Source organism: Acidovorax sp. M14, from assembly GCF_049331375.1.
GTDB lineage: Bacteria > Pseudomonadota > Gammaproteobacteria > Burkholderiales > Burkholderiaceae_C > Acidovorax.
Map to the genome: position 1 here is coordinate 4,485,720 of NZ_CP186263.1, position 13,495 is coordinate 4,499,214.

Annotated in this window: 13 protein-coding genes; 3 read left to right on the plus strand and 10 right to left on the minus strand. The window is 64.9% G+C overall.

Annotated elements, in window-relative coordinates; genetic code table 11:
• Positions 1-3 precede the first annotated feature (3 nt).
• The 9 genes from rplX to ACOYR4_RS21020 form a co-directional block, all read right to left on the minus strand.
• Positions 4-324, minus strand: coding sequence for a 50S ribosomal protein L24 (rplX, locus tag ACOYR4_RS20980; RefSeq protein ID WP_060987447.1), 321 nt, complete (start codon positions 322-324; stop codon positions 4-6).
• A 9-nt stretch (positions 325-333) separates the two neighbouring features.
• Positions 334-702, minus strand: coding sequence for a 50S ribosomal protein L14 (gene rplN / locus ACOYR4_RS20985; RefSeq protein ID WP_007861702.1), 369 nt, complete (start codon positions 700-702; stop codon positions 334-336).
• A gap of 194 nt (positions 703-896) precedes the next feature.
• Positions 897-2,489: an FAD-dependent oxidoreductase gene (locus ACOYR4_RS20990; RefSeq protein ID WP_422847919.1), complete on the minus strand. Its 1,593-nt coding sequence runs from the start codon at positions 2,487-2,489 to the stop codon at positions 897-899.
• A gap of 186 nt (positions 2,490-2,675) precedes the next feature.
• Complete coding sequence (locus ACOYR4_RS20995; RefSeq protein WP_015016021.1) at positions 2,676-4,409, minus strand: ABC transporter substrate-binding protein; 1,734 nt, start codon at positions 4,407-4,409, stop codon at positions 2,676-2,678.
• 135 nt (positions 4,410-4,544) lie between these two features.
• A complete protein-coding gene (locus ACOYR4_RS21000) occupies positions 4,545-4,853 on the minus strand; it encodes a DUF2160 domain-containing protein (RefSeq protein ID WP_422847920.1) in 309 nt (102 codons plus the stop codon).
• A 149-nt stretch (positions 4,854-5,002) separates the two neighbouring features.
• The gene (locus tag ACOYR4_RS21005; protein WP_015016023.1) at positions 5,003-5,815 is read right to left on the minus strand and encodes a carbohydrate ABC transporter permease; all 813 of its coding nucleotides are present in this window, start codon (positions 5,813-5,815) and stop codon (positions 5,003-5,005) included.
• Positions 5,808-6,704 carry a carbohydrate ABC transporter permease gene (locus ACOYR4_RS21010; RefSeq protein WP_110961794.1) on the minus strand — a complete coding sequence of 299 codons (897 nt, stop codon included), beginning with the start codon at positions 6,702-6,704 and terminating at the stop codon, positions 5,808-5,810. The genes ACOYR4_RS21005 and ACOYR4_RS21010 overlap by 8 nt, the downstream gene beginning before the upstream one ends.
• Positions 6,701-7,777, minus strand: a complete 1,077-nt coding sequence (locus tag ACOYR4_RS21015) for an ABC transporter ATP-binding protein (RefSeq protein ID WP_422847921.1) — start codon at positions 7,775-7,777, stop codon at positions 6,701-6,703. Before ACOYR4_RS21015 ends, ACOYR4_RS21010 begins: the two co-directional genes overlap by 4 nt.
• A gap of 1 nt (position 7,778) precedes the next feature.
• Positions 7,779-8,870, minus strand: a complete 1,092-nt coding sequence (locus ACOYR4_RS21020) for an ABC transporter ATP-binding protein (RefSeq protein WP_015016026.1) — start codon at positions 8,868-8,870, stop codon at positions 7,779-7,781.
• 235 nt (positions 8,871-9,105) lie between these two features.
• Between ACOYR4_RS21020 and ACOYR4_RS21025 the strand changes: the two genes are divergently transcribed.
• The 3 genes from ACOYR4_RS21025 (at position 9,106) to proC (ending at position 12,427) form a co-directional block, all read left to right on the plus strand.
• Positions 9,106-9,870 carry a DeoR/GlpR family DNA-binding transcription regulator gene (locus ACOYR4_RS21025; RefSeq protein ID WP_056065359.1) on the plus strand — a complete coding sequence of 255 codons (765 nt, stop codon included), beginning with the start codon at positions 9,106-9,108 and terminating at the stop codon, positions 9,868-9,870.
• Positions 9,871-9,891: 21 nt separating this feature from the next.
• Positions 9,892-11,385 carry a glycerol kinase GlpK gene (gene glpK / locus ACOYR4_RS21030; RefSeq protein ID WP_422847922.1) on the plus strand — a complete coding sequence of 498 codons (1,494 nt, stop codon included), beginning with the start codon at positions 9,892-9,894 and terminating at the stop codon, positions 11,383-11,385.
• A 196-nt stretch (positions 11,386-11,581) separates the two neighbouring features.
• Complete coding sequence (gene proC / locus ACOYR4_RS21035) at positions 11,582-12,427, plus strand: pyrroline-5-carboxylate reductase (RefSeq protein WP_422847923.1); 846 nt, start codon at positions 11,582-11,584, stop codon at positions 12,425-12,427.
• Between the two features lie 43 nt (positions 12,428-12,470).
• Here the strand turns inward: proC and ubiA are convergent, their stop codons facing one another.
• A complete protein-coding gene (gene ubiA, locus ACOYR4_RS21040) occupies positions 12,471-13,364 on the minus strand; it encodes a 4-hydroxybenzoate octaprenyltransferase (RefSeq protein WP_422847924.1) in 894 nt (297 codons plus the stop codon).
• Between the last annotated feature and the right edge of the window lie 131 nt (positions 13,365-13,495).

Below are 13,495 nucleotides of genomic sequence, written 5' to 3' on the forward strand. Positions count from 1 at the left end.
CCCTTAGGCCGCCTTGATTTCAGCGCCGCTGGACTTGAACACGCGAACGCGTGTGCCGTCAGCCTGCACCTTGATGCCCACGCGATCAGCCTTGCCAGTAGCGGCATTGAAGATGGCCACGTTGGACTGGTGAATCGGCATGGCCTTTTCGATGATGCCGCCGGTCGTACCCTTCATGGGGTTCGGCTTGGCGTGCTTCTTGACCAGGTTGATGCCGTCGATGACGAGGTGGGAGTCATCCTTGCGCAGCGTGACGGTGCCACGCTTGCCCTTGTCACGGCCGGTCAGCACGATGACTTCGTCGCCCTTGCGAATCTTGTTCATGGCGCGTCCTTAGAGAACTTCAGGAGCCAGGGACACGATCTTCATGAACTTCTCGGTACGCAGTTCACGCGTCACGGGTCCAAAGATGCGGGTGCCGATAGGCTCCAACTTTGCATTCAGCAACACTGCAGCATTGCCGTCGAATTTGACGAGCGAACCGTCGCCGCGACGAATACCCTTCGCCGTGCGAACCACCACTGCGCTGTAAACCTCGCCTTTTTTGACGCGGCCACGTGGAGCGGCTTCTTTGATGCTCACCTTGATGATGTCGCCAACGCTTGCATAGCGACGCTTCGAGCCACCCAGCACCTTGATGCAAAGGACGGACTTGGCGCCGGTATTGTCGGCAACCTCTAACCGAGATTCTGTCTGGATCATTTCAATATTCCCAACTTGCACCAGAAGACAACAGCCCCAGAGAACTTCTCAAGGGCTGCAAATCAGCCAGTCAGTCTTGGGCCCGTCGTCCGCACCGCAAACCATTTGCAGCACTTCCCGCTGGGCAGAAACTTCACGTAAGAAACGCGAAGCCCTCGATTATTGCAAAACACTTTCGGGAAGTCAAGCCCGTGTTATGCAGGCACATGCAGATACTGTGGCGCCAGCGCCAGGAAGGCGTCCAGTTGCGGGTCGGAGCCCAGCTCCTCGCTCAGGATGCGGGCGACGACGGGCGCCAACTCCATGGCCTTGCGGGCATCCAGGAACAGCAGGCGCGAGCGGCGCGCCAGCACATCCTCCACCGTGCAGGCATATTCAAACCGGGCCGCAAAGCGCACCATGGCCTCGGTCAGGCCGCCGCCCAAATCTGTTTGTGCGCCTGGCATCGCCCGCACCTCGGCCGCTTCGCTGCCGTAGGAGTGCAACCCCTGGGCGTCGCTGATCCGGTGCTGGACCGGCTCCCGTGGCGTGCCCACCAGCGGCAACTGGTTCGTCACACCGGCAGGCTTTTCGGGCAGCAGACCCGTGGTGAAGCATTTTTGCAACACATCTTCGGCCATGGCCCGGTAGGTGGTCCACTTTCCGCCGGTCACGGTGATCAGGCCGCTGCGGCTCGCCAGCACCGTGTGCTCCCGGCTGATCTTCTTGGTGTTGTCGCCGTCGTCGTCTTGCGGCTTGACCAGCGGGCGCAAGCCCACCCAGATGCTGCGGATGTCCTCGACGCGGGGCGCGCGGGTCAGGTAGCGGGCAGATTCCTCCAGGATGAACCGCACCTCCTCCCGGAAGGGCTCGGGCTCCCGCACCACGTCCTGGCGCGGGCTGTCGGTGGTGCCCAGAATGAGTTTGCCCAGCCAGGGCACGGCAAACAGCACGCGGCCATCGGCCGTCTTGGGCACCATCAAGGCGTGGTCGGACGGCAAGAACTCCCGGTCCACCACAATGTGCACGCCCTGGCTGGGCGCCACCATGGGCTTGACGGGCCGCCCCATGGCTTCGCCGTCCATCTGACGCAGGGTGTCCACCCACACGCCCGTGGCGTTGACCACCGACCGGGCGCGTACGGTGAACTGCTGACCGCTGTCCGCATCCTCGCAGACAAAGCCCACGACCTTGCCGGCCTCGTGGACCAGCGACTTGGCCGGACAGTAATTGACCACCAAGGCGCCCAGGCTGGCCGCCGTGCGCGCCAGCGCCAGAGCCAGGCGCGCATCGTCAAACTGGCCGTCCCAGTATTTGACCCCGCCTTTCAGGCCCTCGGTCCGGGCAGTGGGCAGGCAACGCAGGGTGCTCTCGCGCCCCAGGAACTGGGTGGAGCCCAGGCCTGCCTTGCCCGCCAGCGCGTCGTACATCATCAGTCCGACGCCGTAAAAGGGGGTTTCCCAGAAACGGTACGACGGCATCACGAAAGGCAGCGGCTGCGCCAGATGGGGGGCGTTGTGCAGCAGCGTGGTGCGCTCGTGCAGCGCCTCGCGCACCAGGGCGATATTGCCCTGCGCCAGGTAACGGACTCCGCCATGCACCAGCTTCGTGGCGCGGGACGACGTCCCTTTGGCGAAATCGTGGGAATCCACCAGCACCACGCTGAAGCCGCGTGCCGCAGCATCCAGCGCCACCCCCAGGCCCGTCGCGCCCCCGCCGATCACGGCGAGGTCGTATTGGTGCGGCTGGGCCAGGCGGGCCAGGAGGTCGGCGCGCCGTGTGGGGAGGGGAGCGGTGGCAATGGTCATGGGGTGATTGTCCATGGGCGGAGTAAAAACCAAGGGTTTACCCTTGAATTCCTGACACTCCCGGGGTGAGAACCCGCCCCAAACCTCATGGAGGCCGGGGCGGTATGGAGCAAAAAAGGCAGCCAGAGACCTTGTGAGCCCTGGCTGCCGATCAATGGTGGTTACAAGAACCCCTTGATCTGCGGATCAGCGCGTCTTGCCGTCCTTCCACGCCTGCAGCAGTGTGTTGTAGGCAATCGTCTGGCCCTTGGGCTTCTCATTGGCGAGCTTGGCCCAAGGTGCCTGCTTGTCGCTCAGCCACTTGGAAGGATCGCTCTTGGGGTTCAGCTTGGGCGCGCAGTGGGCCATGCCGGCGCGCTCCAGACGGGCCATCACCTGGTCCATTTCGTCAGCCAGCGTGTCCATGGCGCCCTGGGGCGTCTTTTCACCCGTCACAGCCTGGGCCACGTTCTTCCACCAGAGCTGGGCCAGCTTGGGGTAGTCAGGCACGTTGGTGCCGGTGGGCGACCATGCCACGCGGGCGGGGCTGCGGTAGAACTCCACCAGGCCACCCAGCTTGGGTGCCATGTCGGTCATGGCCTTGGACTGGATGTCCGACTCGCGGATCGGGGTCAGGCCCACCATGGTCTTCTTCAGCGACGTGGTCTTCGCGGTCACGAACTGGGCGTAGAGCCAGGCGGCAGCCGTCTTGTTGGCATCGTGGTCCTTGAAGAAGGTCCAGCTGCCCACGTCCTGGTAGCCGTTCTGCATGCCCTGCTTCCAGTACGGGCCGTTGGGGCCGGGGGCCATGCGCCACTTGGGCGTGCCGTCAGCGTTCACCACGGGCAGGCCGGGCTTGGTCATGTCGGCCGTGAAGGCGGTGTACCAGAAGATCTGCTGGGCGATCTGGCCCTGGGCGGGCACAGGGCCGGCTTCGCCGAAGGTCATGCCCGTGGCTTCCTTGGGCGCGTACTTCTTCATCCAGTCCACGTACTTGGTGAGGGCGTAGACGGCGGCGGGCGAGTTGGTCGCACCGCCACGGGCCACGCTGGCGCCCACGGGGGTGCACTTGTCGTCGGCCACGCGGATGCCCCACTCGTCGATCGGCAAGCCGTTGGGCGTGCCGATGTCGGCAGAACCTGCCATGGAAAGCCAGGCATCGGTAAAGCGCCAGCCCAGGGATGGGTCCTTCTTGCCGTAGTCCATGTGACCATAGATCGGCTTGCCGTCGATGTTCTTCACATCGTTGGTGAAGAACTCGGCGATGTCTTCATAGGCCGACCAGTTCAGCGGCACGCCCAGGTCGTAGCCGTACTTGGCCTTGAACTTGTCCTTCAGGTCCTTGCGGTCGAACAGGTCGGCGCGGAACCAGTACAGGTTGGCGAACTGCTGGTCGGGCAGCTGGTACAGCTTGCCATCGGGCGCCGTGGTGAACTTGGTGCCGATGTAGTCCTTGATGTCGATGCCGGGGTTGGTCCACTCCTTGCCTGCGCCGCCCATGTAGTCGGTCAGGTTCATGATCTTGCCGTAGCGGTAGTGCGTGCCGATCAGGTCCGAGTCCGAGATCCAGCCGTCATAGATGGACTTGCCCGACTGCATGGAGGTCTGCAGCTTCTCGACCACGTCCCCTTCCTGGATCAGGTCGTGCTTGACCTTGATGCCGGTAATTTCCTCAAACGCCTTGGCGAGCGTCTTGGATTCGTACTCGTGCGTGGTGATGGTTTCGGAAACGACCGAAATTTCCTTCACGCCCTTGGCCTGGAGTTTTTTGGCTGCGTCGATGAACCACTTCATCTCGGCCATCTGCTGGTCTTTGCTCAGCGTAGATGGCTGGAATTCGCTGTCGATCCACTTCTTGGCCTCGGCCTCGCCGGCCCAGGCAGCCTGCCCCATCGCCAGAGCCGCGGCGGCGAAAGCGATCGCCTTGAACTGCATCTTCATTGCTGTCTCCTCTCAGATTGAGACCCCCATTGGTAGACCGGCACCAACCCGGGGGGGAACCAGGCCAGGCCTTCGACACTATAAAATCAATAGCTAGCAGCGCACATTCCTCTAGCGCTACCGGCTGTTTTTGCTTCAACCCTTGCGCAGGATCAGCACCAAGAGCGCCATCGACGCCACAAAGCTGATCCACACCGAAGGCTCAGCCGACAGGCTGAACCACTGGACCAGCTTGCCGCTGATGCCCACAAAAATCAGGTTCACGTAGGCCGCCGACAGCAGGCCGATAAAGAGGCGGTCACCGCGCGTGGTTTCCAGCGGCAAGAAGCCCTTGCGCATCGTCGTGGGCGACTTGACCTCCCACACCGTCATGCCAATCAGCATCAGCACGATGCACGTGAAGAACACCGCCACGGGCAACGTCCAGGCCATCCAGTCAAACATGGGCACCCCCCTGAGCGCCTGCGGCGCTTCCCCCCAGGGGGACGCAGCCCGCGGCCGGGCAAAGCCCGCTCCGCGGCTGCCGCTGGCTTGGGAAGCAGAGCGCGCTCTGCTGCGGGTTGTTGTAGTTCATAGGTCGGCTTCCCCTCATATCAAACCCGGCCCATCGCGAAACCCTTCGCGATGTAGTGCCGCACAAACCAGATCACGATGGCGCCGGGCACGATGGTCAGTACCCCGGCGGCAGCCAGCGTCGCCCAGTCCATGCCGCTCGCGCTCACCGTGCGCGTCATGGTGGCCACGATGGGCTTGGCGTTCACGCTGGTCAGCGTGCGGGCCAGCAGCAGCTCCACCCAGCTGAACATGAAGCAGAAGAACGCCGCCACACCCACGCCCGCCTTGATCAATGGCAGGAAGATGGTCACGAAAAAGCGCGGAAAGCTGTAGCCGTCGATGTAGGCCGTCTCGTCGATCTCGCGCGGGATGCCGCTCATGAAGCCTTCGAGAATCCACACCGCCAGCGGCACGTTGAACAACAGGTGCGCCAGCGCCACCGCGATGTGCGTGTCCATGAGCCCCACGGTCGTGTACAGCTGGAAGAACGGCAGCAAAAACACGGCCGGTGGCGTCATGCGGTTGGTCAGCAGCCAGAAGAACACATGCTTGTCGCCCAGAAACTGGTAGCGGCTGAACGCATAGGCCGCAGGCAGCGCCACCGTGAGCGAGATCACCGTGTTGATGCCCACATAGATCAGGCTGTTGATGTAGCCCGAATACCAGGACTCGTCCGTGAAGATGGTCTTGTAGTTGGCCCAGGTGAAGTGCTGGGGGAAGAACGTGAAGGTCGACAGGATCTCCTCGTTCGTCTTGAAGCTCATGTTGACCATCCAGTAGATGGGCAACAGTGCGAACAGCAGGTAGACCACCAGAAAGATCGACCGCTTCTGGAAGCGCTTTTCATTCATGGCCGGCTCCTTCGTTGCTGGCGGTGCCCACGCGCTGCATCCAGTTGTAGAGGATGAAGCACAGCAGCAGGATGATGAAGAAATAGATCAGCGAGAACGCTGCGGCAGGGCCCAGGTCGAACTGGCCCACGGCCTTGGTCGTGAGGTACTGGCTCAGGAAGGTGGTGGCATTGCCAGGCCCGCCACCGGTGAGCACGAAGGGCTCGGTGTAGATCATGAAGCTGTCCATGAAGCGCAGCAGCACGGCAATCATCAGCACACCACGCATCTTGGGCAGCTGGATGTAGCGGAACACTGCGAACTTGCTCGCGCCGTCGATGCGGGCCGCCTGGTAGTACGCATCCGGAATGGACCGCAGCCCCGCGAACGCCAGCAGCGCGACCAGCGGCGTCCAGTGCCACACATCCATCAGCAGCACCGTGAGCCAGGCCTGCGTGGCATTGCCGGTGTAGCTGTACTCGATGCCCATCTCCTGCAGCAGCCGGCCCATGAGGCCGATGTCGGCACGGCCATAGATCTGCCAGATGGTGCCGACCACGTTCCACGGAATCAGCAGCGACAGCGCCACCACCACCAGCACGGCGGACGACTTCCAGCCCTGCGCGGGCATGGACAGCGCCAGCAGGATGCCCAGCGGAATCTCCACCGCCAGCACGGCCAGCGAGAAGGTGAGCTGGCGCAGCAGCGCGGCGTGCAGCTCCTCGTCGCGCATCACCTGCACGAACCACTCGGTACCCACAAACACGCGGCGCTCGGGGCTGATGATGTCCTGCACCGAGTAGTTCACCACCGTCATCAGCGGCAGGATGGCCGAGAAGGCCACGCACAGGATCACGGGCAGGATCAGGAACCAGGCTTTCTGGTTGACGGGCTTGGTCGTTGTGCTCATCCCAGGAGCTCCTCATTTTGGTAGAAGCAGGTGTGCTCGCCCAGCACCTGCAGCCAGGCCGTGTCACCGGCCGATGGCAGGCGCGTTTCGGGCGTGAAACGCGCCTTGACGGTGTGCTCGCCCACCTTGGCGGTCAGCATCTGGTAGGTGCCGATGTCCTGCACCTGCACCACCGTGCCGGGCAGTGCTCCGGCCTGTTGCGGCTGGGCCAGCGCCAGGTATTCGGGCCGGATGCCGACCTGCAGGGCGCCAGCGGGCAGTGTGCGGTCCACGGGGCTGGCCAGGCGGTTGCCTGCCACGGTGAGGCTGTCGCCCTCGCTGTGCGCTGGCAGGAAGTTCATGCCCGGCGAACCAATGAAGTGCCCCACGAAGGTGTGCGCAGGCCGCTCGAACAAGGCGTCCGCCGAGCCGACCTGCACGGCCTTGCCGCGCGTCATCACCACCACCTGGTCGGCAAAGGTCAGCGCCTCCACCTGGTCGTGGGTCACATAGATCAGCGTGAGCTTGAGTTCGTGGTGGATCTGCTTGAGCTTGCGCCGCAGCTGCCACTTGAGGTGCGGGTCGATCACCGTGAGCGGCTCGTCGAACAGCACCGCCGCCACGTCAGCGCGCACAAGGCCCCGTCCGAGCGAGATCTTTTGCTTGGCGTCGGCCGCGAGGCCTGCTGCGCGCTGGTTGAGCTGGCCGCTCATCTCCAGCATCTCGGCGATCACGCCCACACGCTGCTTGATCTGGTCCTCGGGCACCTTGCGGTTGCGCAGCGGAAAAGCCAGGTTCTCGGCCACCGTCATGGTGTCGTAGATCACGGGGAACTGGAACACCTGCGCAATGTTGCGCTCCTGCGGGCTGGCGCGCGTCACGTCGCGGCCGTCGAACAGCACCTTGCCATGCGAGGGCACAAGCAGGCCCGACATGATGTTGAGCATGGTGGTCTTGCCGCAGCCCGAGGGGCCGAGCAGCGCATAGGCGCCGCCGTCCTCGAACTCCATCTTGAGCGGCAGCAGCGCGTAGTCGCTGTCCTGCTGCGGGTTGGGCTTGTACGAATGCGCCAAGTCCAGGCTGATGCGGGCCATGTCAGCGCCCTCCTTGTGCGGTAGCAGGCCGGGCGGGCGCCCAGGCCAGTCGGCCGTCGGCACCAAACACGTAGGCCTGGGCGGGGTCCAGGTGCAGCGTGATGGGCGTGCCCAGTTCAAAGTAATGCACGCCGGTCAGCTGCGCCACCAGGTCACCCCAGGGTGTGGCCGCGTGCACAAAGGTATCGGAGCCCGAAATTTCGGCCAGCTCCACCACCCCCGCCACGCTGACGTCGCCCGGGCGGGCCGCAACCCGCAGCGCACTGGCGCGCACGCCCACGGTGAGGCCGGCGGCTGCCGCCACGCCTTGTGGCAGCGGCACGCTCAGCTCCAGGCCGCCCTGCAAGCGCACCCCGGCAGGGGTTGCCGAGGCGGCAATCAGATTCATCGGCGGGTCGCTGAAAGCGCGCGCCACGCGCAGCGAATTGGGCGCATGGAACACCTCAGCCGTGGGGCCGTACTGCAGCAGCTGGCCTTCGTCCAGCACCGCCGTGTAGCCGCCCAGCAGCAGGGCCTCGCCCGGCTCGGTGGTGGCGTAGACCACGGTGGACTGACCGGCAGCAAACAGCTGGGTCAGCTCCTCGCGCAGTTCTTCACGCAGCTTGTAGTCCAAGTTCACCAGGGGTTCGTCCAGCAGCATCAGCGGCGCACCTTTGGCCAGGGCGCGGGCCAGGGCCACGCGCTGCTGCTGCCCGCCCGACAGCTCGGCCGGGTAGCGGTCCAGAAACATATCGATGTGCAGGCGGCTGGCGATTTCACGCACGCGGGCGTCGATGTTCTTTTCGCCGCGCAGCTTCAGGGGCGATGCGATGTTGGCCGCCACCTTCATCGAGGGGTAATTGATGAACTGCTGGTAGACCATGGCCACATTGCGGTCGCGCACGGGGGTGCCCGTCACGTCCTTGCCATCCACCAACACGCGCCCATGGGTGGGCACATCCAGCCCCGCCATGATGCGCATCAGGCTGGTCTTGCCCGCCTGGGTCGCCCCCAGCAACACCGTCACGGCATTGGGCTGCAGCGACAGGTTCATGTCGTACAGCCAGGTCTGCGCCCCGACTTTTTTGCTGATGCTGTCCAACGCCAGCTGCATGAAGCATCCTCTTCCGGCCCTGAGGCCTGTGTGAAAGGGCTGCACACACGCACGGCAGCCCTCAAATTTCGATCTTTTTCATTTTTGTTCCTTTTTGTTCGAATCGAATCAAGGTTTACCCTTAATCAATTCGTTTTTGTTCGATTTAAAGTCTTTAGCGTGCCACCGGGCACCAAAGCAAATGTTTCAGATTCGTTACGATTCGGTGACAAACCACTGCGCACAACACCCCACCGTGAACACCAATCCCCGCCAACTCCAGCTCCTCGAAGAAGTGCGCGCGCGCAAGTCCGCCACGGTGGAACAACTCGCCGACACCCTGGGGGTCACGCTGCAGACGGTGCGCCGCGATGTGCAGCGCCTGGCGGAGTCCGGACTGCTCACGCGCTTTCATGGCGGCGTGCGCGTGCCCAGCTCCACGGTGGAGAATCTGGCCCACACCCAGCGCGAAAACCTGCATGCCGAAGGCAAAGCGCGCATTGCGCGCGCCGTGGCCGAACAGGTGCCCAACGACTGCTCGCTGATCCTGAACATCGGCACCACCACCGAGGCCATTGCCAAGGCGCTGCTGCACCACCGGGGCCTGCGCGTGATCACCAACAACCTCAACGTGGCCGCGATCCTGAGCGGCAACCCCGAGTGCGAGGTCATCGTGGCCGGCGGCGTGGTGCGCGCCCGTGACCGGGGCATCGTGGGCGAAGCGGCGGTGGACTTCATCCGCCAGTTCAAGGTGGACATTGCGCTCATCGGCATTTCGGGCATTGAGCCGGACGGGTCGCTGCGCGACTTCGACTACCGCGAGGTGAAGGTGGCGCAAACCATCATCGAGCACGCGCGCGAGGTCTGGCTGGCGGCCGACTTCAGCAAGTTCAACCGCCCGGCCATGGTGCAGCTGGCCACGCTGGCGCAGATCGACCGCCTGTTCACCGACGCACCGCCGCCCGAGCCCTTCCCGGCCCTTCTGCAAGATGCTGAAGTCATCTGCACGGTAGCTGCATAGCTTCACCTATCCTTTGCCCTTATGACCTACCTGCTCGCCCTCGACCAAGGCACCTCCAGCTCCCGCAGCATCGTGTTTGACGAACGCGGCCACATCGTGGCCCAGGCGCAGCTGGAGCTGCCGCAGATCTACCCCCAGCCCGGCTGGGTGGAGCACGACCCGCAGGAGATCTGGCGCACCCAGCTCGCCACCGCACGCGATGCGCTGGCCAAAGCGGGCATTACCGCCAGCGCCGTGCGGGCCGTGGGCATAACCAACCAGCGCGAAACCACGGTGCTGTGGAACCGCAAGACGGGCCAGCCTGTGCACCACGCCATCGTCTGGCAAGACCGGCGCGCCGAACCCGCCTGCGCCCAGCTGCGCGAACAAGGCCACGCCGCCACCATCCAGGCCAAGACGGGCCTGCTGGTGGACGCCTACTTCTCGGGCACCAAGCTGCAGTGGCTGCTGGACCATGTGCCCGGCGCACGCGAAGCGGCCGAGCGCGGCGAGCTGGCCTTTGGTACGGTGGACAGCTGGCTGATGTGGAAGCTCACCCACGGCCAGGTGCATGTGACGGACGTGAGCAACGCATCGCGCACCATGCTGTTCAATGTGCACACCAACCAGTGGGACGACGAACTGCTGGCGCTGCTGCGCATCCCCAAGGCCTTGATGCCCGAGGTGCTGCCATCGAGCGCCCACTTTGGCGACACGGCGGCCGACCTGCTGGGCCACCCCATCCGCATCGGCGGCGTGGCGGGCGACCAGCAAAGCGCGCTGTTCGGCCAGGCCTGCTTCACGGCCGGTATGGCCAAGAACACCTATGGCACCGGCTGCTTCATGCTCATGCACACGGGCGGCACGTTTCAGACCTCGCAGAACGGGCTGCTCACCACCAGTGCGGCACAGGCATCGACCCAGCCTGAATTCGCCATGGAAGGCAGCGTCTTTGTGGGCGGCGCCGTGGTGCAGTGGCTGCGCGACGGTCTGCGCGCCATCTCCACCAGCGGCGAGGTCGAGTCGCTGGCCCAAAGCGTGCCCGATTCGGGCGGCGTGATGATGGTGCCCGCCTTCACCGGCCTGGGCGCCCCCTACTGGAAGCCCGACGCACGCGGCACCATCACCGGCCTGACGCGCGGCACCACACTGGGCCACATTGCGCGCGCGGCGCTCGAAAGCATTGCCTACCAAAGCGCCGCCCTGCTGCTGGCCATGAGCCGCGACGCCGTGGCTGCGGGCGGTGCCCCAGTGAGCGAGCTGCGCGTGGACGGCGGTGCCTGCATCAACGACCTGCTGATGCAGTTCCAGGCCGACCTGCTCGGCATCCCGGTGGTGCGGCCTGCGGTCATCGAGACCACGGCGCTGGGCGCGGCCTACCTGGCCGGGCTGTCGAGCGGCGTGTACCGCAGCACGGATGAACTCTCGCAGCTGTGGCGCGCCGACCGCCGCTTTGTGCCCACGCTCAGCAGCGCGCGTGCACAGGAGCTGATGGCGAACTGGGAACACGCCGTTCGCCAAACTATTGCAGAGTAGCCCCCCTGAGTCGCCTTCGGCGCCTTCCCCCCGCTCTCGCATCGCTGCGCGTTGCGGGCGGGGGGACGCTCCCAGCGCGGCGGGGCGGCCCTTGCGCGGGAGCACTGGCATGGGCCGCGCCAGTTGCGCAGGCCATTCGGACAATCACAGGTCTCCGGCGCTACCATGGCGCCTCCCTTTCTCGCCTGACCGTAGCATGACCTCCTCCGCTTCCGCCGCAGCAAATTCCCAACTCCCCACCATCGCCTTCATCGGCGGCGGCAACATGGCCAGCGCCATCATTGGCGGGCTGATCCGCCAGGGCCACCCGGCCAGCCAGATCGAGGTGGTCGAGCCCTACGCCCCCACGCGCGAGGCGCTGCTCAAGAACTTCGGCCTCATCGCGCAACCCGAGGCTGGCCCCGCACTGCAGCGCGCCAGCATCGTGGTCTGGGCGGTCAAGCCCCAGACCTTCAAGGACGCTGCGGCACAGGCCAAGGCCCACACGCAGCAGGCCCTGCACCTGAGCGTGGCGGCGGGCATTCGCTCTGACAGCATCGCCCAGTGGCTCTCCACCGAGCGCATCGTGCGCACCATGCCCAACACGCCTGCGCTGGTGGGCAAGGGCATGAGCGCGATCTACGCGCGCCCCGCCGTGACCGCGGCCGAGCGCCAGAGCGTGGAGGCCATCATGGCGTCCACCGGCGAATTCCTGTGGGTGGAGAACGAGACCCAGCTCGACGCGGTCACCGCCCTGTCGGGCTCGGGCCCGGCCTATGTTTTCTACTTCCTCGAAGCCATGACACGCGCCGGCGCGGGCATGGGCCTGACCGAAGCGCAGGCGCACCAGCTGGCCGTGGGCACGTTTGTGGGCGCCTCGGAGCTGGCCCGCCGTTCCGACGAATCCCCCGCCGTGCTGCGCGAACGCGTCACGTCCAAGGGCGGCACCACCTACGCGGCCCTGCAGTCGATGGAAGCCAGCGGCGTATCGCAGGCGTTCGAGGCCGCCATGCGCGCGGCCGAAAAACGCGCCAACGAACTGGGCAACGAGTTCGGATCTTGATGTTTTGGGGCGGCAGCGCTAGTCGATCAAGCGCTGGCCGCTATCAATTGGTGAGCATTGCGCGCACGAGGTAACTGCCCGCAATGCCCGCAAACACCGTGGCGCCCAGCCAGTGGTTGATGCGGAACGCCTTGAAGCAGCCCTCGCGGGTGCGGGTGCGGATGAGCGTGAAGTGCCACACGGCCTGGGCCAACGCCACCGCAAGCGCTACATAAAAAATAGCACCGAGGGCATGTGGTTGTAGCGCTACCGCCCAAATTCCCAAGAAAAGCAGATAGAACACCACGATGGCGGCCACATCCAGCCGCCCCAGGGTGATGGCCGAGGTCTTGATGCCGATCTTCAGGTCGTCGTCGCGGTCCACCATCGCATATTCGGTGTCGTAGGCCAGCACCCAGAACATGTTGCCCAGCCACATCCACCACGCCACCGCGGGCACGCTGCCCTGCACAGCGGCAAACGCGATGACGATGCCGAAGTTGAACGCAATGCCCAGCACCGCTTGCGGCATGGAAATGAGGCGCTTGGTGAACGGGTAGGCAATGGCCACCAGCACGGCGGGTACCGACCACGCGATGGCGGCGGTGTTGGTGGTGAGCACCAGGCCAAAAGACACCAGCGCCAGCACCGCGCCCAGGCCCAGCGCCTCCTTCACCGACACCGCACCGGTGGTCACCGGGCGCTGCGCCGTGCGCTTGACGTGCTTGTCAAAGTCGCGGTCAGCCACGTCGTTCACACAGCAGCCCGCGCTACGCATGAGGATGGTGCCCAGCACAAACACCGCCAGCAAATGCCAGCCCGGAAACCCGTCTGCCGCAATCCACAGCGCACTCAGCGTGGGCCACAGGCACACCAGCCAGCCCGCAGGCCGGTCCCAGCGGATCAGGTCGAGATAGAGCGAAAAACGGCTGCGGGCAGGGACAGATTGCGGCGACATGGCGGGACGATCGGATGCAGAAAGAGCAGGCCCGGCAGCAAGGCGCTGCGGCGGGTGGCAACCCACGGGCGCACCGAATGTAGCAGCAGCGCCGCCAACTGCTGGTGCGGCCCGCAGGCCGAGTAACAGCG